Annotated in this window: 22 protein-coding genes; 6 read left to right on the top strand and 16 right to left on the bottom strand. The window is 68.3% G+C overall.

What is annotated here, in order from left to right; genetic code table 11:
• Positions 1-48: 48 nt before the first annotated feature.
• On the bottom strand, positions 49-795 hold the full coding sequence (locus tag BTH_RS02400; protein WP_009895425.1) for a beta-ketoacyl-ACP reductase: 747 nt from the start codon (positions 793-795) through the stop codon (positions 49-51).
• A 667-nt stretch (positions 796-1,462) separates the two neighbouring features.
• Between BTH_RS02400 and BTH_RS02395 the strand changes: the two genes are divergently transcribed.
• Positions 1,463-2,245 (top strand): helix-turn-helix domain-containing protein, encoded by a 783-nt coding sequence (locus BTH_RS02395; RefSeq protein ID WP_011400916.1) that lies wholly within the window; start codon positions 1,463-1,465, stop codon positions 2,243-2,245.
• Positions 2,246-2,397: 152 nt separating this feature from the next.
• Here BTH_RS02395 and BTH_RS02390 read toward each other — a convergent pair whose 3' ends face one another.
• Positions 2,398-3,384: a zinc-dependent alcohol dehydrogenase family protein gene (locus BTH_RS02390; RefSeq protein WP_009895423.1), complete on the bottom strand. Its 987-nt coding sequence runs from the start codon at positions 3,382-3,384 to the stop codon at positions 2,398-2,400.
• Positions 3,384-3,611: a DUF3562 domain-containing protein gene (locus BTH_RS02385; protein ID WP_009895422.1), complete on the bottom strand. Its 228-nt coding sequence runs from the start codon at positions 3,609-3,611 to the stop codon at positions 3,384-3,386. The genes BTH_RS02390 and BTH_RS02385 overlap by 1 nt, the downstream gene beginning before the upstream one ends.
• A gap of 260 nt (positions 3,612-3,871) precedes the next feature.
• On the opposite strand from BTH_RS02385, the gene BTH_RS34750 reads away from it, so the two are divergent.
• Both BTH_RS34750 and BTH_RS02375 read left to right on the top strand, forming a co-directional pair.
• Positions 3,872-4,219, top strand: a complete 348-nt coding sequence (locus BTH_RS34750; RefSeq protein WP_025370111.1) for a c-type cytochrome — start codon at positions 3,872-3,874, stop codon at positions 4,217-4,219.
• The gene (locus tag BTH_RS02375; protein ID WP_009895419.1) at positions 4,201-4,629 is read left to right on the top strand and encodes a DUF3564 domain-containing protein; all 429 of its coding nucleotides are present in this window, start codon (positions 4,201-4,203) and stop codon (positions 4,627-4,629) included. Before BTH_RS34750 ends, BTH_RS02375 begins: the two co-directional genes overlap by 19 nt.
• A 372-nt stretch (positions 4,630-5,001) precedes the next feature.
• On the opposite strand, the gene BTH_RS02370 is transcribed toward BTH_RS02375, so the two are convergent.
• On the bottom strand, positions 5,002-5,289 hold the full coding sequence (locus BTH_RS02370; RefSeq protein WP_009895418.1) for a hypothetical protein: 288 nt from the start codon (positions 5,287-5,289) through the stop codon (positions 5,002-5,004).
• 329 nt (positions 5,290-5,618) lie between these two features.
• Here BTH_RS02370 and BTH_RS02365 point away from each other — a divergent pair, with 329 nt between their 5' ends.
• Both BTH_RS02365 and BTH_RS02360 read left to right on the top strand, forming a co-directional pair.
• Entirely contained in the window at positions 5,619-6,575 is a 957-nt protein-coding gene (locus BTH_RS02365) for an LOG family protein (RefSeq protein WP_009895416.1), read from the top strand.
• A 280-nt stretch (positions 6,576-6,855) separates the two neighbouring features.
• Entirely contained in the window at positions 6,856-7,134 is a 279-nt protein-coding gene (locus tag BTH_RS02360) for a hypothetical protein (RefSeq protein ID WP_009895414.1), read from the top strand.
• Positions 7,135-7,550: 416 nt separating this feature from the next.
• Here BTH_RS02360 and BTH_RS02355 read toward each other — a convergent pair whose 3' ends face one another.
• The 6 genes from BTH_RS02355 to BTH_RS34910 form a co-directional block, all read right to left on the bottom strand.
• Positions 7,551-8,201, bottom strand: coding sequence for a BON domain-containing protein (locus BTH_RS02355; RefSeq protein WP_009895412.1), 651 nt, complete (start codon positions 8,199-8,201; stop codon positions 7,551-7,553).
• Positions 8,202-8,470: 269 nt separating this feature from the next.
• A complete protein-coding gene (locus tag BTH_RS02350; protein ID WP_011400913.1) occupies positions 8,471-9,613 on the bottom strand; it encodes a sulfotransferase family protein in 1,143 nt (380 codons plus the stop codon).
• A gap of 13 nt (positions 9,614-9,626) precedes the next feature.
• A complete protein-coding gene (locus BTH_RS02345) occupies positions 9,627-9,923 on the bottom strand; it encodes a hypothetical protein (protein WP_009895409.1) in 297 nt (98 codons plus the stop codon).
• Positions 9,913-10,617 (bottom strand): adenylyl-sulfate kinase, encoded by a 705-nt coding sequence (cysC, locus tag BTH_RS02340; protein WP_025404160.1) that lies wholly within the window; start codon positions 10,615-10,617, stop codon positions 9,913-9,915. The genes BTH_RS02345 and cysC overlap by 11 nt, the downstream gene beginning before the upstream one ends.
• Positions 10,618-10,724: 107 nt before the next feature.
• Entirely contained in the window at positions 10,725-12,413 is a 1,689-nt protein-coding gene (locus tag BTH_RS02335; protein ID WP_011400912.1) for a methyl-accepting chemotaxis protein, read from the bottom strand.
• A 764-nt stretch (positions 12,414-13,177) separates the two neighbouring features.
• Complete coding sequence (locus BTH_RS34910; protein ID WP_226791080.1) at positions 13,178-13,354, bottom strand: hypothetical protein; 177 nt, start codon at positions 13,352-13,354, stop codon at positions 13,178-13,180.
• Here BTH_RS34910 and BTH_RS02325 point away from each other — a divergent pair.
• Positions 13,353-14,189: a polysaccharide deacetylase family protein gene (locus BTH_RS02325; protein ID WP_025370108.1), complete on the top strand. Its 837-nt coding sequence runs from the start codon at positions 13,353-13,355 to the stop codon at positions 14,187-14,189. The two genes, BTH_RS34910 and BTH_RS02325, sit on opposite strands and share 2 nt — an antisense overlap.
• Positions 14,190-14,218: 29 nt before the next feature.
• Here the strand turns inward: BTH_RS02325 and BTH_RS02320 are convergent, their stop codons facing one another.
• Genes BTH_RS02320 through BTH_RS02295 form a run of 6 tightly spaced genes read right to left on the bottom strand, consistent with a single transcriptional unit; the run spans position 14,219 to position 19,351 of the window.
• Positions 14,219-15,703 carry an efflux transporter outer membrane subunit gene (locus tag BTH_RS02320; RefSeq protein ID WP_009895401.1) on the bottom strand — a complete coding sequence of 495 codons (1,485 nt, stop codon included), beginning with the start codon at positions 15,701-15,703 and terminating at the stop codon, positions 14,219-14,221.
• Positions 15,681-16,766 carry an HlyD family secretion protein gene (locus BTH_RS02315; protein ID WP_011400910.1) on the bottom strand — a complete coding sequence of 362 codons (1,086 nt, stop codon included), beginning with the start codon at positions 16,764-16,766 and terminating at the stop codon, positions 15,681-15,683. The genes BTH_RS02320 and BTH_RS02315 overlap by 23 nt, the downstream gene beginning before the upstream one ends.
• On the bottom strand, positions 16,763-17,467 hold the full coding sequence (locus BTH_RS02310) for an ABC transporter ATP-binding protein (protein ID WP_009895400.1): 705 nt from the start codon (positions 17,465-17,467) through the stop codon (positions 16,763-16,765). The genes BTH_RS02315 and BTH_RS02310 overlap by 4 nt, the downstream gene beginning before the upstream one ends.
• Positions 17,464-18,600, bottom strand: a complete 1,137-nt coding sequence (locus BTH_RS02305) for an ABC transporter permease (protein ID WP_009895398.1) — start codon at positions 18,598-18,600, stop codon at positions 17,464-17,466. Before BTH_RS02305 ends, BTH_RS02310 begins: the two co-directional genes overlap by 4 nt.
• Positions 18,597-18,884 carry a DUF2964 family protein gene (locus BTH_RS02300; RefSeq protein ID WP_009895396.1) on the bottom strand — a complete coding sequence of 96 codons (288 nt, stop codon included), beginning with the start codon at positions 18,882-18,884 and terminating at the stop codon, positions 18,597-18,599. Before BTH_RS02300 ends, BTH_RS02305 begins: the two co-directional genes overlap by 4 nt.
• On the bottom strand, positions 18,881-19,351 hold the full coding sequence (locus tag BTH_RS02295) for a universal stress protein (RefSeq protein ID WP_009895395.1): 471 nt from the start codon (positions 19,349-19,351) through the stop codon (positions 18,881-18,883). Before BTH_RS02295 ends, BTH_RS02300 begins: the two co-directional genes overlap by 4 nt.
• Positions 19,352-19,510: the final 159 nt, after the last annotated feature.

Here is a 19,510-nt window from a genome sequence, read left to right as displayed (position 1 = left end):
GGAAGCCGAAGCGCGCCGACTCCGTACGAACGGCGTCGGCCCCCCGGGTCAGGACATGTGCATCCCGCCGTTGATCGCGAGGTCTGCGCCGGTGATGAACGCCGCGTCGTCCGAACACAGGAACGCGATGAACGCCGCCACTTCGTCAGGCCGACCGAGCCGGCCGACCGGAATCTGCGGGAGGATCTTCGCTTCGAGCACGTCCTGCGGCACCGCCTCGACCATCGCGGTCGCGAGATAGCCGGGCGACACCGTGTTGACCGTGATCCCGCGCTTCGCCGTTTCGAGCGCGAGCGTCTTCGTGAAGCCGTGGATGCCCGCCTTCGCCGATGCGTAGTTCGCCTGACCGAACGCGCCGCGCGAACCGTTCACCGAGCCGATGTTGACGATGCGTCCGAAGCGCCGCTCGACCATGCCCGCGATGAACTGTTTCGTCACGTTGAACATCGCGTCGAGATCGGTTCGCATCACCGCGTCCCAGTCGCCCTTCGTCATCTTCAGGAACGTCGCATCACGCGTGATCCCCGCATTGTTGATCAGCACGTCGACCTTGCCGAGATCCGCGAGCACCTTCTGCGCGCACCGCTCGCACGATTCGAAATCCGCGACGTCGACCGCATACGCCTTGAAGGCGCGTCCGGCGTCGCGCTCGTGCATCAGCCACGTCGACACATGATCGTTGCGCTCCGAATGCGACACCGCCACGGCCATGCCGGCGTCGTGCAGCCGCCGGCTGATCGCCGCCCCCAATCCTCCCATACCGCCCGTCACGAACGCCACGCGTTTTGCTTCCATCACGGCCTCCCGATAAGGTGCCCGGTTTGGCATCGACGCCCCGCGCCCCGCAAACGGGGTCGCGTGGTCGCCATCCGGACATGGGTTGAGAAATGTACTGCTCGCGGCGCGCGGCGAACGCGCGCGCCGGTTCGCATGCGCGGCGACCTGTCCACATCCGCCGCCGCGATACTCCGTGAAACCCCTTAACGCTATCGCGTTTTTCACTGTAAGCGCGCACTCACGCGATCCGTTGACCTGAGTCAAACGAACAAACGGCAACAACCCTTGCCACTGCTGTAGGAAACGACCTACAGCGCTACGCTGATGCTTACGCTAGGTTCAATGTTTGCCAATTTCGATGCGGCAATCCGCATCCCATACTGGCAACCATAGGGCTGCTCCGCGAAGGATCGCTCCACCCCGCGTTTCGTCGTCTATGCTCTTAGCGGGCAGCTTGCGTGGGCCGATTCGGCGATCGCAACGAAATGGCGGATTGCGCACCACGACGTGCGAGCCGGGCCCCCGGACGACAGCCCCGGCAGTTTGCATTCGCCGTCCGGCATGCCGCGAGACGCGCGTCGATCGCTTCGTCGACGCCGTCGCGCAAAGCGGCACCGCGTGCCGCGCCACGTGTACGCCACGTCCGATCGTGCCAGTCGGGCGTCGCGCATGAAAGGAGTCGATTATGCTGACTGCCTCTGTCAATGAAGCCATGCCTTGCGCCGAGCCGCAGCGGCCGGTGTTCCGACTGCATCCCATCACGGCCGACGACGCGCCGAAGCTGCCGGCGACCCGCTGCTCGAGCTGTGCGATACGCAACGTGTGCATGCCGGCCGGCCTCACGCCGAGCGAATTCGCCCGGCTCGACGCGATGGTGTGCACGACGCGCCACGTGAAGCGCGGCGACGCATTGTTTCGCACGCACGACACGTTCCAGAGCATCTACGCGGTGCGCACCGGCTCGTTCAAGACGGTCGTCATGCACCGCGACGGCCGCGAGCAGGTGACGGGCTTCCAGATCGTCGGCGAGACGCTCGGCCTCGACGGCGTGTGCGGCGGCCGCCACAACTGCGACGCGATCGCGCTCGAGGACAGCACCGTGTGCATCATCCCGTTTGCGCAGCTCGAAGCGGTGTGCCGCGAAGTCAAGCCGATGCAGCACCACGTGCATCAACTCATGAGCGGCGAGATCGTTCGGGAGTCGAGCCTGATGATGCTGCTCGGCACGATGACGGCCGAGCAGCGCGTCGCCGCGTTCCTGCTCAACATCTCCGAGCGTTTCCAGAAACGCGGCTATTCGGCATCGGAGTTCAACCTGCGGATGACGCGCGAGGAAATCGGCTGCTATCTGGGGATGAAGCTCGAGACGGTCAGCCGGATGCTGTCGAAATTCCAGCGCGACAATCTGATCGCGCCGCGCGGCAAGCAGATCCGCATCACCGATCCGCAAGGGCTCGCGCGCGTGTGACGCATCGCGCGCGGCGGTGCGGTATCGAGCGAACGAGCCGGCACGCCAACGTGTCGACGTGTCGACGCGCAGCCGGACGCGCGAGCAGAACGCGGCACCGGTTCCGTCCGGGGCGGTTGGCGCGACGCAGGCAACGCGCAGCGGATTGCGCGTCAGCGCATCGTCAGCACCGCCGCGCCCGTCAGACGCCCGGCACGCAGATCGTCGAGCGCCTGGTTCGCCTGCGCGAGCGGATACGGCGTGGCCTCCACGTCGAGTTGAACGTCGTTCGCAATTCGCATGAATTCCGCTGCGTCGTCGCGCGTCAGGTTCGCGACCGACACGATCCGCCGCTCCCCCCACAACAAGTCGTACGAAAACGACGGGATGTCCGACATGTGAATCCCGCCGCACACGACGATGCCGCCCTTCACGACCGCCGCGAGCGCGGCCGGCACGAGCGCGCCGACGGACGCGAAGATCAGCGCCGCGTCGAGCGGCTCGGGCGCGGCTTCGTCGCTGCCGCCCGCCCATGCGGCGCCGAGCCGGCGCGCGAGCTGCTGCGCGGCGGCGTCGCCCGCTCGCGTGAACGCGTAGACGGTGCGCCCCTGAAAGCGCGCGCCCTGCGCGACGAGGTGCGCGGCCGCGCCGAATCCGTACAGGCCGATGCGGCGCGCGGCGCCCGCCATCTTCAGCGTCCGGTAGCCGATGAGGCCCGCGCACAGCAGCGGGGCCGCATGGATGTCGTCGTAGCGGCTCGGCACGTGCACGCAGAAGCGTGCGTCGGCGACCGTGCGCTGCGCGTAGCCGCCGTCGATCGTGTAGCCGGTGAAGCCGGGCGCGTCGCACAGGTTCTCGCGGCCGCTCGCGCAGTACGCGCAGTGGCCGCACGTGTGGCCGAGCCACGGCACGCCGACGCGCTCGCCGATCGCGAAGCCCTCCGCGCCCGCGCCGAGCGCGGCGACCGTGCCGACGATCTCGTGCCCCGGGATCACGGGCCGCTTCGGATCGCGCAGATCGCCGTCGACGACGTGCAGATCGGTCCGGCACACGCCGCACGCGTGCACGTCGATCAACAGTTGCCCCGCCCCCGGCACGGGGTCCGGCAACTCGGCTTCGCGCAGCCGCGGCGCGCCGCCGTCGAAGACCATCGCGCGCATCAACGCGCTCCCGAACGGCGCGCGTGCGCGTCGTCGGCCGTGCCCGCGGGCGACGCGATCCGCTCGCGCACTCGCCTGATCGCGATCACGCGCAGATAGTCGTGAACGCGCGCGCCGTCGGCGAGGCGCGCGATTTCGTCATCGAGCATGTGCATCAACTCTCCCTTCGTGATCGAGCTGCGCTGCGCGGCGGCGAGCAGCGAATCGAAAAGCGTGTCCTGGTGCATGATCCCTGTTCCCTCTCCGTCGTCGAATCCGACGGTTCCAGCGTAAGCGCATCGTCATCGATTGAACTCCCGGGGCGCCGATATGGCTTGACTTGCGTCAAGCGTCGCCGGGTCGCGCTCGCGCGAACGCGCGCGGCGCGGGATGGCGCGCGCCCGTGCCCGCCCTCGACGATTTCGCCCGAACCGCATTGATGCAGGTCAACGGCCGCTCCGCGCCGCCGCTTAGACTGGAATCGGCTCTTCAGACCGAGGTGCGCGCCATGACGAACAGACTGCCGAATATTGCGCTGGCGTGCGCGCTGGGCGCGATCTGCATCGGCGCGGCGACCCGCGCCGACGCGCAGGTGCGCGAGCCGACCGCGCTCGTCGACCAGCAGCATTGCATGTTCTGCCACGCGCCGAACATGCCGTTTCTCGCGCCGTCCTTTCATCAGATCGCGCAGCGCTATCGCGACGTGCCGAACGCCGCCGCGATGCTCGAGCAGAAGCTGCGTCGCGGCGGGCGCGCGCACTGGGGCGATGCGCCGATGCCGACCGCCGCCGAGCGCGGCGGCCCGCTGTCGAAGGAGGACGCGCATACGTTGATTCAATGGGTCATGAGCCAGTAGCGCGGCGCCGCCGCGCGTTCGACAAGGAGCGAACCGTGCGCATCACCGTTCATCTCGACACGTTCGCGTCCACCAATCCGGCCGCCTACGCGATCCTGTGGATCGACACGGTGGAACGCAGGTGGTCGCGCGAAGGCCACGCGGGCGTCGACCTGCCCGAGTGGGGCAACGTCGTGTGCCGCGACGGCGCGACGCGCGTGACAGGCGCCGACGACGCGCATTCGCTGTGCGTGCTCGAAGGGCTCGACCTCGGCGCGAAGCAGGGCCCGTTCGAGGGCGAGACGGGCGCGGCGCGCTGGTATCCGCACGCGCATCGCGCGCCTGTCGTCGGCGAGTGGCACGTTCAGTGCGTCGACGAAACCGTCGCGCCCGCCGAACACGAGCTGTTCACGGGGCGCGAGACGTCCTGAGCGGACGGCGCCGCGCCGCCGGCGCGAAGCGCGTTCGACATGCGTCGAGGCGCGCATGCCCGGCGCGCGCGAAGCATATCGGGCGTTCGGCGAAACAGGGCGGCTCAAAAGACCGGCTCGGCTCCTCGGTTGGCGGATGCGTTAGGACGGGCTCGCCCGCCCGCTCGCCGATTCGGCGGCGCGCGAGTGCGCAGGCTCGTCGATTCATCGAATCGAGATCGCGGCCGGCAATCCTTTCGTTTCGGCGTTTCGCTTCGGCGTTTCGCTTCGGAAATTCGCCGGATCGCCGGATCGACCGCCGGGTACGATCCGCGATCGGATTCACGCCGCTTGCCTCGCCGTGCGGCCGCCGCCCGCCTGCCCGTCAGGCCGTCACGCGAACGCCGCGGCGAGCTCTCGCTCCGCCGCGTCGAAGGCGCGCCGGATCGCGTCGAGAGGATCGGCGCCGGTCATGTGCGGAATCGGCTTCAATTCGTAGTCGCGCGTGATCAGATCGAGACGGACGTCATACATCGCGTTCGCGGTGCCGGCGCCAAGCACCTCGATCGCGAGGTGGCAGCCCGCGAGGCGCGCGCTGAATCTCTCCAGACGGATCAATTGGATGCTCGCCTCGGCTTCGAGCTGCGCCGATCCGGCGAAGCCGAAATAGGCGATCTGCATTCCAATTCCCATTGTCCTTTCTCCCCTGGCGCTCATGCGGCAAAGCGGGATGACCTGCCGGAGCGAAAAGCGTTGCGTCCATCTTCGGGGCGCCTGATTAGCATCTTCCGGTTCTTCGAAGGATGTCGCTTGACATGCGTCAAGCGTGAGCCCGATACCGGGCGCGCGGCTCACCCGCGATGCCGGCAAGCGCCGCCATCGCGCGCGGCGCCGGACAGCCGCGCATCGTTACACTGCCTTTGTCGGCCGACATTGACCGCGATCAAGCGGCGCGCAACGATCCGGCTTAACGTGGTTGTCGCCCCGACCTTCCGTACCCGGACAGCGCGATGAACCACCCGCCCCCGCCACGCGTCAAGCGCCGCCGCGCGTCCGCCGCCGCCCCCGCCGGCGCGCCTGCCGCCGGAAAGCGCGCGACGCCCCGTCGCGCGCGCATCGCGCCGAAGCGCCGCGCGCCGCTGCCGGCCACCGTCGAGCGGCTCGTATCGAGCCCGACGTACCGGCAGGCCGACGAGGATCTCGCGTTCCTGCAGCGCCCCGAAATGTGCGGCGTGCGCCTGCAGCTCGACTACTGGAAGACCGAGGAAACGCTGCAGCGCTTCGGCATCTGCGATACGGTCGTCGTCTACGGCAGCACGCGGATCTCGGCGCCCGCCATCGCGCGCACGAGGCTCGCCGACGCGCAGCGCAGGCTCGCCGAGCGCCCGAACGATCCCGAGCGCCGCCATGCGGTCAGCATCGCGGTGCGGCTGCTCGAGCGCAGCCACTACTATGGCGTCGCGCGCGATCTCGGCCGGCTCGTCGGCGAGACCGGCCGCTCGCCGCATCCGCGGCGCCTCACGATCATCACGGGCGGCGGCCCGGGCATCATGGAGGCGGCCAATCGCGGCGCGCACGACGCAGGCGCGCCGAACATCGGGCTCAACATCACGCTGCCGCGCGAGCAATATCCGAATCCGTACGTGACGCCCGAGCTGTGCTTTCGCTTCCACTACTTCGCGATCCGCAAGCTGCATCTGCTCGAGCGCGCGAAGGCCGCCGTGTTCTTCCCGGGCGGCTACGGCACCTGCGACGAACTGTTCGAAGTGCTCACGCTGTTGCAAACCCGCAAGATCGCACCGCTGCCGGTCGTGCTGGTCGGCCGCGCGTTCTGGCGCTCGGCGGTCGATTTCGGTTTTTTCGTCGACGAAGGGATGATCGATCCGCACGACATGGAGCTGTTCCGGTTCTGCGAAACCGCCGACGAGATCTGGGCCGCGATCGGCGGCCCGCATAGCCCCGCATAAACTCCCATAATCCGGCACGGCCCCGCCGCGCCGGTCGCCCGCGTCCCGCCCGCGCCCGTGCCGCCGCGGTCTTCCGGGTTCTCCCGTAAGGCGCTTTCCCACACCGGCGAGCCCGGGCATCCGTGCTGTAGGAAAACGCCGATAGGCCCGGCGCATTTCCTACGGCAAGCTCGGTGTGCGCTGCTTGGAACCGATCTCGCGCCGCCCGATACTGTCATTGCAGACACGCATTTCGCGACGAACGCAACGAGGCTCGCGCCAAGGGAATCAGGAGGCCGCCATGTCATACCAAGACGTCTATACCGAATCGGGCTGCCTCGCTTATGGCCGCGCCGAAACGGCACCCGCCGCCGAAGCGGATCGCCCCGCGCGGACGCGGCCGGCGGTGCGCGCCGATCGGACCGATGCGCTCCTCGAGCTCGCGCGCGAAGCCGGCATGCTCGTCACGCTGGACGGCCAGATCGGCCGCGAACGCTACCAGAGCGTCGCCGGTTCCGTCGCGTCGCTGATGCGCTTCGTGACCGCGCTCGAACAATCGCTGCTTGACGGAGACCACTGACATGCTCGCCTGCGAAACCTCGGCCCGCTGCTCGCGGAGCCACGGCACGCGCGTGCCGCGCGCCGTCGCCGCCCGCGCGCGCAGCCGCCGCACCAATTCCACGTCGCGCCGTTACGCGTCCGGCTGCCGTTAGCCGGATCGGCCGCGCCCACGCTTCGCGCCACCGCCCGCGCGCTCGTTTTCATCCCCGTTTTCGCCTCGCGAGCCACGCAACACCTTCTCCTCTCGACGGCTCGCGAGCTTTTCTTCCCGCACGATCGCCTCGAAACCGCGCGTCGCGCATCATGCGGCGGCCGCGGATTCGGCCCTCGCTCGTCACATTCGTGTCGATGCGCGGCGTCGCGCGCCGCCTCGGACGCCGCGCACGCATCGCGCTCGACGGTCGCGCTCGGCGCGCCGCCGATATCCGCCAGCCGTCACTCGACGACCAGATCGTCGACCACCGCCCGCACGCCGCGCGCCGACCACGCCGCGCCGCGCGCGACCGCGCGTTCCGCGTACGAGCCGACCTTGCCCGACAGCGTGACGGTGCCGTCCTTGACCGTCACCTCGATATGATTCGCCTCGCGCTCCGCGTGGCGTTGCATCGCGCGCCGGATGCCGCCCGCGATCTCGTCGGCGCTCACGTCGCCGAGCACCTCGATCTGGTTCGTCACGCCCGTCACGCCGCGCATCTGTGAAATCGCGCGCACCGCGACATGGCTCTGGTACGACCAGTCGACCTTGCCCGACAACGTCACCCAGCCCGATTCGACCTGGACGTGCACGGCCGCGTCGTGCAACCCGACGGTCCAGTGCAGGATCGACCGCACGGCGTCGGCGATCGTCTCGTCGGTGCGCACGTCGTCGCTCGGCAACCGCACCTGCACGTCGACGACCACCGCCCGCACGCCCGCGACCCGGTTCGCCGCCTTCTCGGCCGCGAGCTTTTCCGCATAGCTCGACGGATGGCCCGTCAGCGTGACGATGTGCCCGGCGACGTCGACGTCGAAATGCGCGACGTCGATCATCGGATCGCCCGTCAGCTCATCCACGACTTCCTGCTTGATTTGCCTGTCCGTTTTCATCGCTCGCTCCACCTGAAAACACGGCGCGCATTCGCCGCTTCAGAACAGCTTTGCATACGCGAGCCGCGGATTTCCTGATGCACGTCAAGTGCGGACCGGCGCTTCGCGGGCCGAATGTGCGGAGGATCGGCGGTCGATCGCCGGTGCGCGGGGCGCCGCGCCGGCGAAACGGCGCGCGATCGCACCGGGCCGCATTCCGCATCCGCGTCGGCGTCTGCGCCCGCGCGGCGAACCGCCGTGCGTGGCGCGGCCGGCCGCGGCGGCATTCGTCAGTCGGTTACGTCGAATGCCGCGGTCAGCGTATCGAGCCGCCCGGGTGCGCCGGCGTGCGAATTGCCGTCCGAATCCAGGTGCGTGCCCGCGTGCCGCTGCAATCGGGCGCGCACCGCCTCCAGATAATCGGCGCGATGCCGGCGCAGCACGAAATCGCGAAAATTCGATTGCTCGAGCTCGCGCCACGCGTGCCGCCGCCGCGCATCGGAGCGGCGGCGCGCGGCGGCGGCCGCGAATGCATCGGGCGGCGCGCTCGCGTCGGTCATCCGCTGATAGCCGTAGCGTTGCATGTATTCATGCGTGAGCGTTTCGATCGTCGCGATTTCGGCGATCGACAGTTGCTGCTTGAACTTGTCCGCGTTCGCCGCGATCGGCGCGAAACAGTTCGACGCCCACAACGCGGACATGCGCGAGATGCGCAGCGCCTCGTGCGAATTCGCGACGTCGAGCATCCTCGGCAGGAAATCGATGCCGAAGAATGCGCATATGCGCTGCAGCGTGCCCGCCTGATCCGACAGGAAGTCTTCATAGCGGATCGTCAGCACGCGCTGCGGATGGCGCGCGATCACGGCGTCGGCCGCGCGATGCGCGGCGACCCACGTGCGCGCGTTGAGCAGCGTGTCGAAATCATGAATGATCGCGCGGTTCATCGACGCAACCTGCGCGCGCGGATCGCGCACGACGTTCAGAAACAGCATGTCCGGAAACAATGCCATCAGTTCGTCGGCGTAGTGCACGCTGTCGAGCGACTTGTCCATCACGACGCGCGCGCCCTCGTGCTCGCCCGCGCGCAACAGCAGCTCCCAGACGATGCGGTGAACGCTGCGCGGCGCGTGCCGGACCGCGTCGAAAATCTCGACCGGATCGAACGCTACGCCGGGCCACTTGACCATGCTCGCCGCCTGCAGGCCGACGACGTCGGCGACGAGCCGGAAGTACGCGCGGTCGTCGGCGAGATCGCCGTACAGCGGCAACAGCGGCATGAAGTCGACGACATGCAGCGGATACGGCGAATAGAACTGCGAATTGAGATTCAGCCGCAGCCGCAGCGCGTGACTGCCGCAGCGCCTCAGCGGAATCATCAGCACGGGACGGGGACGGGCGGCGGCGGTCGCGCCGCTGGTTGCTGCATGCGTCATGCGATGCACTCCTTCAGAAATCCTGCCGTGTGTCGGGCGACGAAGCGCGCGCGGCGGGCCGCTCGTCGAAGCGAATCGGGTGGGCGTCCGCGCACGCGCGCGGAACGTCGCCGCCGCGCGGCTCGCCGCCGTCGCCGTTCGTCTCGCAGGTGCCGTCGCGAGCCTGCGTGCCGCACGCGCATCGCTCGTGTGCGCCGGCGAATCGCGCGAGCACGGCGAGCAGATGCCGGTCGCATCGTTGATTGAAGTGCCGGTCGCACACGAAACACCGCATCCGTTTGAACCAATCGATCGGGCGTTCAATCGACATCGCTGCCTGCGCAGCGCGCGATCAGATGCGCGCGCAGCATCGCCGCCGCGTCGTCGAGCGACAACCGCGCGGTGTCGAGCACGAGATCGGCTTCGACGGGCGGCTCGTACGGCGCGCACACGCCGGTGAAATTCGGCAGCAGGCCGCCGCGCGCCTTGCGATACAGCCCCTTCGGATCACGCCGCTCGCATTCGTCGAGCGGCGTGCTCACGTAAACCTCGCTGAACCGCTCGCGCCCGACGATCTCGCGCGCCATCGCGCGATCGTCGCGAAACGGCGAGATCAGCGACGCGATGACAACAAGTCCGACGCCGTTCATCAGCCGCGCGACTTCGGCGACGCGCCGGACGTTCTCCTGACGGTCCTGCTCGCCGAAGCCGAGATCGCGGTTCAGCCGGTGGCGCAGGTTGTCGCCGTCGAGCACTGCGCACGGCCATCGATCGCGCAGCAGCAGCCGCTCCAGCTCGCCCGCGAGCGTCGACTTGCCCGCGCCGCTCAGGCCGGTGAGCCACAGCGTGAGCGGCCGGCGGCCGAACTGGGTCGCGCGCGCATCGGCGGCGACACGGCCGGCGTGCCAGAAAAGGTTCTCCGGCGCGGGCCCGGCGCGGCGCGGCGCCGAACGCGCGTCGCGCGCGGGCGCGGCGTCGCACGAATGCGCGCCCAAGCGCACGCGCGGAGGCGATGAAGCTGACATGATCTGGATTCCTTTCGATAATCGGCCGAGGTGGCCGAAGAGCACCGCCGCGGCAAACGGATGGCAAACGATCGCCAAACGATTGCGCGGCGAACCTCGGAATGCGCTCAGGAAACGGCGCGAGCGAGCCTGGGCGCGGCCTGCGCGGCCGCGCCCGCCGAGGCGTCGAAGCCCACCGCGCGCGCGTGCCGCGCGGCCGATGCGGCATGGCCCGACGCCGCGGCCGGGTACGCGTCCAGCTTGAACACGCGAACCGCGCGCACGAGCGCGGCGGACTGCTCTCGCATCGATTCGGCCGCCGCCGCCGCTTCCTCGACGAGCGACGCGTTCTGCTGCGTGACCTGATCCATTTGCGTGATCGCGCGGTCGATCTCGACGATGCCGCCCGTCTGCTGCTCGCTTGCGCGCGTGATCTCGGCCATGATGAGCGTCACGCGCCGGATGCTTTCGACGACTTCGTGCATCGTCGCCCCCGCCTCCTTCGCGAGACGGTCGCCCGCTTCGACCTGCACGACAGAGCCTCCGATCAGTTCCTTGATTTCGCGTGCGGCCGTCGCCGAACGCTGCGCCAGGCTGCGCACCTCGGATGCGACCACCGCGAAGCCGCGGCCCTGCTCGCCCGCGCGGGCCGCCTCGACGGCCGCATTCAGCGCGAGGATGTTGGTCTGAAACGCGATGCCGTCGATCACGCCAATGATCTCGACGATCTTCTGCGCTGTCGCATGAATCGAGCCCATCGCATCGACAACCTGCGTCACCGCCGCGCCGCCCTTCTCCGCGACCCGCGACGCGGACGCCGCCAGCGTATCCGCCTGGCGCGAGTTGTCGGTGTTCTGCTGGACGGTTGCGGTCAACTGCTCCATCGACGCCGCGGTTTCCTCGAGCGACGCCGCCTGCTGCTCGGTGCGCGCCGACAGATCGAGATTGCCGGTCGCGATCTGCTCGGACGCGGTCGCGATCGTATCGGCACTCACGTGCACCTGGCTCACGATCTGAGCGAGACTGTCACGCATCGATTTCATCGAGCGCATGAGGCTCGTGTCGTCGCCATAGCGCACGTCGATCGCGACGCTCAGATCGCCCGCGGCGATCATGTTCGCCGCGTGCGCGGCGTCGCACGGCTCGCCGCCCAGTTGCCGCACGATGCCCCGCGTGATGAGCCACGCGGATACGACGCTCGACAGGAGCGCGAGCGCGCCGAGCGCGAACATCCACGTACGGCTGCGCTCATAGGCTTGCTTCGCGTGCGCGGTCGCCTCTTCGTTCTGCTTTTCCTCGAGCGCCTTCAGCTCGCGCGTGAGCGCCCACCATCTCGCCTGCACCGGACGGAACTCGAAGCGCAGCAGCTTGTACGCATCGTCCTTCTGCCCCGCGAGAATCATCGCCCTCGCCCGCGCGATGAAGCCGTCGGCGGCATCGCCCTGCAGACCGATCTGGTCGAGCAGCGTGCGCTCCTCGTGCGTGCCGTCGAGCGTCGCGAACATCGTCGCGAGCCGGTCTCGCGATTCCTTGTAGAGCTTCGTTTGCGCATCGATGCGATTCAACTCGATCTGCATCTCGTCCTGCTGATCGAGCAGGATCAGATTGCGCAACGCAAGCGCGCGCTCGGTAATGCTCAGCTCGAGCTTCGCGGCGAGCTTCGCCTCGACGCTGTTCACCTCGGTGATCTCGACCATCCATCCTTCGAACTTCGCCATTCTGTCCAGTGCGAACGCGATCATCACCGCAAGCAGACAAGCGACCAACGCAAAGCCGATCCCGAGGCGGTTGGCGATCTTCATGTGTGCGAATCCCATCATCTCTCCTGACCCGTATAACCGATCGCTCGTCGAACCCCGGAACGCGTCGGCGGTTTTTGTCTGCAGCCCTGAACGACGAGCCGTCATGCCGTTCCTGGATAGCGGCAGCCGCCGCGCAAACGTTTAGCGGCAAACGAACTTTTTTAAAGAGGGTCGTCAGGACATATCGCGGAATCGATCCCGCAGACTGAGAATCCGATAAAGAAGCGGCGGCCGATGTGGCGCGCTTCGGCAAAGCGCCGTACGCGAATCCGGTTTCGTTAAACAGCACGCGCCGATTCTCACGATGCCGCATGCCGACTCATCGCCTCTTTTTTTATTTATTCGGAATTCACCGCACCCATCGAACGACGGAAATCGATCAGGATTCCATTTCGATTTCGCCGGTCCGTTTCGCGTCGCATGCATCAAACAAAAATCGGCAGGCGACACACGTTCGACGCGGGCGGCAATGACGCTATCGACGAATCAGCGGCCTCCCTCCATCCGGCCGCTCGACGCATTCGCCGCTCGCGCGCGAATCGAACCAAGCGTGCTCGCGCGAACGGCGCATCGCCGCTCCGGCAAGCCGCATCGCCCACATGCAACATGCAAACACGCGCAAACTTGATTTACATCAAGCATCGTGCGTGCGGCCGTGCGCCACGCCGGCGGCATCCGCCTATAGTGGCGCCCTGCATGGGTGCGACTGCGTTGACCTGGCTCAACGCGCGCGAGCATGCGCGGCGCATGCTGTATGACATGCATGCTTCGCATGCTGCTCACGAGGCTCGCACGTCCGTTCGTCCAGCGCCGCCCGGCAGGCGCCCGATGCGCCGGCAGCGCATTTCGCGCGCCGCGCCGAATGCTCGCGTCCCGCCTCCGATCGCAGCCTGCATGCGCACGGCATGCAGCCGGCGCGATGCCGGCCCCGACAACCCAGCGACGAACATCATCATGTCACTTCGTTCCCGGTTCACTTGGCGCACGGCCGTTTTCGGGCCCGGCTTGCAGCCCGTCTCGCGGATCGTCGCTACCGATGCGTCGAGCGGCGCAGCCGCCGTCGACATGCCGCCGACCGATGTCGCCGTGCTCGTCTTTCACCGTTTCTCGAACGCCTGCGGCACCGATCCGATGACGGTCGGCATCGCGACGTTCGAGGCGCAGCTCGCGTACGTGCGCCGGCTCGGCTACCGGATCGTCCCGTTGCGCGACATCGTCGGCTGGCTGCGCGGCGAACCAGTCGTGCTGCCGCCGAAGGCGATCGCGCTGACGATCGACGAAGGACACGCGTCGATCTTCGATTGGGCACGCACGATCGCGCTGCGCGAGCGGGCGCCGATCACGCTGTTCGTCTACCCGTCGGCGATCGGCGAGGCGCCCGACTCGCTCACGTGGCACCAGTTGCGCGTGCTGCACAAGACCGGCTGGTTCGACGTGCAGTCGCACGCGTGGTGGCATCCCGATCTGAACGCCGCGCACCGGTCATCCGGCGCGCTCCTCGATGCGACGCGCACGCAGTTCGAGCAGGCACGCGCGCGCATCGAGCGCGAGATCGGCAACACGGTCGATCTGCTCGCCTGGCCATTCGGCGCTTTCGACGGCGAACTCGGCGCGGCCGCGCGCGAGGCGGGCTACGTCGCGGGCTTTACGCTCGAGCCGAGCAAGATCCGGTCCGACGCGCCGATGCTCACGCTGCCGCGCTTCCTGATGGTCGAGGAATGCACGCCAGCCGTGCTGCGGCGGCTGCTCGCGAAGACCGGCGCGGCGCGCGAGGAAGCGGCGCGGCGCTGATGCGCCGCGGCACGCAACGTGCGGAAGCATCACCGTTTGCGCGCCTCGTCCCACCCGCCGCCGAGCGCCGCATACAGCGCGACCGTGTCCTGCAGCCGCTGCGCGCTCGCCTGCACCCACGCAAGCCGCGCCTGCCGGTATTGCTGATCGGCGGCCAGCACCTGCAGGTAGCCGGCCGCGCCCGTCTCGTATTCGATCGTCACGAGCCGCAGCGCGTCGCGCGCCGCGGCCATCGCGCGCGACTGCGCCTCGAGCGCCGCCGCGTCGTGGTCGAGCGCGCGCAACGTATCGGCAACCTGCGCGAACGCGCTCAGCACCACTTGCCGATAGGCGGCGCTCGATTCGTCGAACGCGTCGATCGCGGCCTTGCGTTGATACCACAGCGCGCCGCCGCGAAAGAGCGGCGCGGTGATTCCCGCACCGACGCTCCACGCCTTGCCTCCCGCCGCGAACAACGACGGCAGCTGCACGGTGTTGAAGCTGCCCGACGCCGTCAGCGTGATGCTTGGGAACAGCGCCGCCGTGGCGACGCCGATGTTCGCGCTCGCCGCGTGCAGCGCCGCCTCGGCCTGCAGGATGTCGGGCCGGCGGCGCACGAGCTCGGACGGCACCGTCTGCGGCAGCCGCGCGGGCAACGCGATGTCCGCAAGCGACATCCCGGGCGGCACGCGCTCGGCCGGATAGCGGCCCGCGAGCGTTGCGAGCAGGTCGTCGGCCTGGCCGATCTTCTGCTCGAGCGCGGGCAGCGACGCATCGAGCGCCGCGCGCGCCGCGTCGAGCGCGAGCACGGCCGTGTACGCGCTCGTGCCGGCGCTCACCTGCGCGCGCGTCAAGCGGACCTGCTCGTCCGTCAGCGCGATCAGCTCGCGCGTGACCGCGATCTCGTCCGCATACGCGGCGCGCGCGATCATCGTGTTGACGACGTTCGCCGCGAGCGTGAGCCGCGCGGCCGCGAGCGCATGATGCTGCGCGTCGGCCTGCGCGGCGAGCCCCTCGACGTTGCGCCGCTCGCCGCCCCAGATGTCGATCGCATAGCTGATCGTCGTCGACAACGTGAACAGATTGAAGATCGACGCGGGCAGATTCGCGCCCGTGCGCAGCGGCACGTAGCGCTGCCGCGACGCGCCCGCCTGCGCGTCGGCCTGCGGATAGAACACGCCCGCGCCCGCCATCAGCTCGTGCTCGCTGCGTCTGAGCGTCGCCTGCGCGCCGGCGAGCGTCGGACTGCCGGCGAACGCGTCGTCGACGGCCGCGTCGATGTCGTGCGAGCCGAACAGGCGCCACCACGCATCGGGAAACGGCGCATCGGGCGCGAGCGTCTGCGTCGCGCCGCTCGCGGCGAAGCTCGCGCGAACGGCGCCGCCGGGCACGTAGGCGTCGACGCGCGGCGGCTCGGGACGAACGAAGTCGGGGCCGACCGCGCACCCTGTGACGAGCGCCGCGCAGCCGAGCGCGATCGCGGCGAAACGCCGCCGGCCCCAGGGTGCGCGGCTAATCGGACGCGATGTATACATCGACGATCTGCCCCGGAAACAGCCGCAGAGCCTTGTGCGGCACGACGCGGAAGATCACGGGCAGCACGCGCACGTCGACGCGCTCGGTCCGCTGATCGGACAACTGAATTTTCGGCGTCACATACGGCTGCACGCGCACAAATTCCAGGTCGGCCTCGGTCGGCGTGCCGCGCACCGACATGTGCGCTTTCGGCGCCTTGCCGGCCGGCAAGCGGCTGATCAGGATCTCATCGACATAACACCGCACTTGCAGCCGGTTCGCGGACGAACCGAGCACGATCGCCGGCGTGTTCCCCTGCGTGTACGTGTCGTACATCCCCTGCGGCGACAGATACGAGCCCACGGCCGCGTTCATCGCGAGCACGACGCCGTCGGCGGGCGCACGCAGCGTGTAGTGCGCGAGCAGCGCGGCCGACGCTTCCGCCGCCTTGCGCAGCGCGACGACCTGCTTCTCCTGGTTGCGAATGTCGTAGACCCACGCGCCCGCGCGCGTCAGGCGGTATTGCCGCGTGGCGACGTCGAGGTTCGCGCGCGCGGCCGTCTCGGCGTTCCGCGCGTTGTCGAGCACATCGCGGCTCACCGCCCTGGGGTCGATCTCGAACGCGCGGCGCTGCTTGTCGTACTGGTCCTGCGCGGTCTTCAGGCCCGCCGCGGCCGCGTCGACCTGCGCCGCCGAAACGGCGAGCGTCTCGCGGCGCGGCTGCGCCTTCAGCTCGTCGAGCATCGCCTGCGCGGCGTCCGCCTGCGCGGCGAGTTGCTCGGCGCTCGCCTTCTGCACGGAATCGTCGAGCGCAAGAAGCGCGTCGCCCGCCTTCACCGCATCGCCCTCGCGCACGAAGATCCGCGTGACCGCGCCCGTGACGTCCGGATACAGGTTCACGTTCGCGCCGGAGGTCTGATCGCTCTCGACGATGCCCGTCGCATACACGCCGCGCGGATACGGATTCGACGCGGGCTTGAACACGGGCGGCTGCGGCGGCTCCTGGATGCTGTAGACCCACGCGGCGGCGATGCTCGCGAGAAACCCGACGATCGCGACGACGAAGACGATGCGCTGCTTCACAGACCGCCCCCGTTCTCGATCGCCATGAGCTTGCCGTCCTCCATGCGCAGGATGCGGTCCGCATAGTCGAAGATGCGGCTGTCGTGCGTGACGATCACGATGCAGCGCTTGTCGCTCAGCACCTTGTGCTTGACGAAATCGATGATCGTGCGGCCGGTGTCGCCGTCGAGCGACGCGGTCGGCTCGTCGAGAATCAGGATGTCCGGCTGGCTCACGATCGCGCGCGCGATCGCGACGCGCTGCTGCTCGCCGCCCGAGAGCTTCACGGGCGGCAGCGACGCGCGGTTCCTCAGGCCGACGACGTCGAGATATTCGTGCGCCGCGTCGAGCGCGCGATCCCAGTCGAGGCGCTTGAGGATCAGCGGAATCGCGACGTTCTCGGCGGTCGTCAGGCGAGGAAAAAGATGGTAGTCCTGAAACACGAAGCCGATCCGGTTCAGGCGGAACTCGGCGATCGCATCGTTGTCCTGCGCCCACAGATCGACGCCGTCGACGATCACGCTGCCCTCGTCCGGCCGCAGGATGCCGGACATCACGCTGAGCAGCGTCGTCTTGCCGCTGCCCGACGGCCCGACGATCAGCAGCATCTCGCCGAAACGCGCCTGCACCGACACGTCGGCGAGCGCGCGCGTGCGGGCCTCGCCCTCACCGAACCACTTGTTGAGCCCGCGCGCGTCGATCGCCAGCCCCGCCATCGTCATCCCCTGAAAATGTCGAACGGCTCGATGCGCAGCACCCGGCGCACGCCGAGATAGCTCGACAGCCCCGCGATCACGACGACCATGCCGAACGCGAGCGCGAGATTGCCGTACGTGATGAGCGCCGCATAGCTTGGCAGGCGCAGCCGCGCGAAGCTGATGAGCGCGGTGCAGAGGCCGACGCCCAGGCCGTAGCCGGTGAGCGCGGTGAACGTCGCCTGGAACAGGATCATCGCGACGAGCTCGCGGTTCTTCGCGCCTATCGCCTTCAGCGCGCCGAACTTCTCGAGGTTCTCGATGATGAACGTATAGAACGTCTGGCCCGAGATCGACAGCCCGACGATGAAGCTGATCACGGTCATCAGCAGAATGTTCGTGCCCACGCCTGTCTCGTACTTGTAGAAATCCGAGATGCGCTTCATGAATTCTTCTTTCGTGTATGCGCGATAGCCGAGCGCCGCGACTGCCTGCTTGATGCGCGCGATGTCGCGCGCCGACTTCGGCTCGACGAGAATGTACGACGTCGTGTAGCGCGTCGAAGGGATGTAGCGCGTCGCGCGCGCGTAGGTCGTGTAGAGCGTCGGCGTGCCGAACAGGCCGCTGCTCGCGACCTTCGCGATGCCGACGATCACGCCGCGGTTGTCGTTCAGCTCGAATGTCGTGCCGAGCGTCGGGTTCTTCAGCTTCGGAAATTCGGCGTCGTCGATCGCGATGAAGCCGTTTTCCGCATAGATGTCCTCGATGCGGCCCGCCGTCATCGTCGGCCTGCCGAGCAGGCTCGCGTCGTCGAGGCCGATCACCGTGACGGCCTGATAGGTGCCGTCGGCGAGCTTCACGAGCGCGCCGCCGGAATAGATCGGCACCGCGTACTTGACGCCGTCGACGCTGCGCACCGCGTCGAGCACGTAGGCCGGCATCCCGATGCTGCTCGCGATCGTCTTCACGCCGGGGTCCATCACCCACATCCTCGCGCCGACGTTGATGACGGTCGACGACGATTTGTTGAGAATCCCGGCGAACAGCGAAGTCATCTCGACCATCAGGAACACGGCGAACGTGATTCCGACGATCAGCGCGGAGAACTTCGCGCTGTCGTTGACGAGAAGCTTGAACGCAAGCCTCAGGATTCCGTTCACGATGCGTCGCGCACGCCCCCCCGGCGGCGATCGGCGAATGCGACGCGCTGCCGCGCGAACGCGGGCGCGAAGATCGGCCGGTAATACAGGTCGACGAAACCGAGCACGCCCGCCGCGATCGCGAACAGCACGAAATACGGCGCCGAGCCGTCGGCGACGAGCAGCCCGCGCACCGCGGCGATCAGGCCGACTTGCGAGGCGAACACAGCGACGGTCGAGGCGATTGCCTTGCGGTCACGATGCATCATGTCGTTCTCCTTGTATTCGGGGCGCGCGGCGCTCACACCTGCACTTGATGCTCGGCTTCCTCGCCGCGCACGAGCAGCACCGGGCAATGCGACGCCCGCAGGAATCGCTCGGCGACGCTGCCGAGCACGACGCGCCGCACGCCGCGGCGCCCGTGCGTGCCGAGCACGACGAGATCGGCGCCGTTGCTCTTCGCGCAACGCTCGAGCGCCTGCGCGACTTCCTCGCCGATGCCGGCCGTCTCGAACAGCTCCGCGTCTCCCGGCACCTGCGCGGCGCTCAGCGCCTGCTCCGCTTCGGCGAGCGCCTTGCGGCCGTCGTCGCGGAAGCCTTCGAGCAGCGCGTTCGGATCGAAATGGCCCGCGTAGCTGAACACCACCGACTTGTCGACGACGTACACCGCATGGACGCGCCCGCCCGTCGCCTTCGCGATCTTGATCGCCTCGGCGAGGCCGCGCTTCGAGATGTCGCTGCCGTCGAGCGCCACCATGATCTTCTGATACATACCAACCTCCTGATTCAAGTCGATGTCGTTTCGGCGTTTCGGCGCTCCCGTGCTTTCCCGCGCTTCGGAAAACCGCTTCGCGCGCCGGACTCCGTCACCGTTGCAACGAACCGTTCGGGGTGCCGAGAACATGAGTGCATGATCCGGCGTTCTGCGTAC

This window comes from Burkholderia thailandensis E264, assembly GCF_000012365.1.
GTDB lineage: Bacteria > Pseudomonadota > Gammaproteobacteria > Burkholderiales > Burkholderiaceae > Burkholderia > Burkholderia thailandensis.
Note: the sequence above shows the minus strand (reverse complement) of the source record. Positions and strands in the feature narration are given on the sequence as shown.

Bases quoted from the DNA above. Each gene is read 5' to 3' on its own strand.
- BTH_RS02370 (WP_009895418.1), bottom strand. From the start codon at position 5,289: ATGCAGATCGCCTATTTCGGCTTCGCCGGATCGGCGCAGCTCGAAGCC.
- BTH_RS02400 (WP_009895425.1), bottom strand. From the start codon at position 795: ATGGAAGCAAAACGCGTGGCGTTCGTGACGGGCGGTATGGGAGGATTG.
- BTH_RS02295 (WP_009895395.1), bottom strand. From the start codon at position 19,351: ATGTATCAGAAGATCATGGTGGCGCTCGACGGCAGCGACATCTCGAAG.
- BTH_RS02335 (WP_011400912.1), bottom strand. From the start codon at position 12,413: ATGGGATTCGCACACATGAAGATCGCCAACCGCCTCGGGATCGGCTTT.
- BTH_RS02320 (WP_009895401.1), bottom strand. From the start codon at position 15,703: ATGTATACATCGCGTCCGATTAGCCGCGCACCCTGGGGCCGGCGGCGT.
- cysC (WP_025404160.1), bottom strand. From the start codon at position 10,617: ATGTCAGCTTCATCGCCTCCGCGCGTGCGCTTGGGCGCGCATTCGTGC.
- BTH_RS02345 (WP_009895409.1), bottom strand. From the start codon at position 9,923: ATGTCGATTGAACGCCCGATCGATTGGTTCAAACGGATGCGGTGTTTC.
- BTH_RS02310 (WP_009895400.1), bottom strand. From the start codon at position 17,467: ATGACGATGGCGGGGCTGGCGATCGACGCGCGCGGGCTCAACAAGTGG.
- BTH_RS02395 (WP_011400916.1), top strand. From the start codon at position 1,463: ATGCTGACTGCCTCTGTCAATGAAGCCATGCCTTGCGCCGAGCCGCAG.
- BTH_RS02325 (WP_025370108.1), top strand. From the start codon at position 13,353: ATGTCACTTCGTTCCCGGTTCACTTGGCGCACGGCCGTTTTCGGGCCC.
- BTH_RS02365 (WP_009895416.1), top strand. From the start codon at position 5,619: ATGAACCACCCGCCCCCGCCACGCGTCAAGCGCCGCCGCGCGTCCGCC.
- BTH_RS02360 (WP_009895414.1), top strand. From the start codon at position 6,856: ATGTCATACCAAGACGTCTATACCGAATCGGGCTGCCTCGCTTATGGC.
- BTH_RS34750 (WP_025370111.1), top strand. From the start codon at position 3,872: ATGACGAACAGACTGCCGAATATTGCGCTGGCGTGCGCGCTGGGCGCG.
- BTH_RS02355 (WP_009895412.1), bottom strand. From the start codon at position 8,201: ATGAAAACGGACAGGCAAATCAAGCAGGAAGTCGTGGATGAGCTGACG.
- BTH_RS34910 (WP_226791080.1), bottom strand. From the start codon at position 13,354: ATGATGATGTTCGTCGCTGGGTTGTCGGGGCCGGCATCGCGCCGGCTG.
- BTH_RS02375 (WP_009895419.1), top strand. From the start codon at position 4,201: ATGGGTCATGAGCCAGTAGCGCGGCGCCGCCGCGCGTTCGACAAGGAG.
- BTH_RS02390 (WP_009895423.1), bottom strand. From the start codon at position 3,384: ATGCGCGCGATGGTCTTCGACGGCGGCGCGCCGCGGCTGCGCGAAGCC.
- BTH_RS02350 (WP_011400913.1), bottom strand. From the start codon at position 9,613: ATGACGCATGCAGCAACCAGCGGCGCGACCGCCGCCGCCCGTCCCCGT.
- BTH_RS02385 (WP_009895422.1), bottom strand. From the start codon at position 3,611: ATGCACCAGGACACGCTTTTCGATTCGCTGCTCGCCGCCGCGCAGCGC.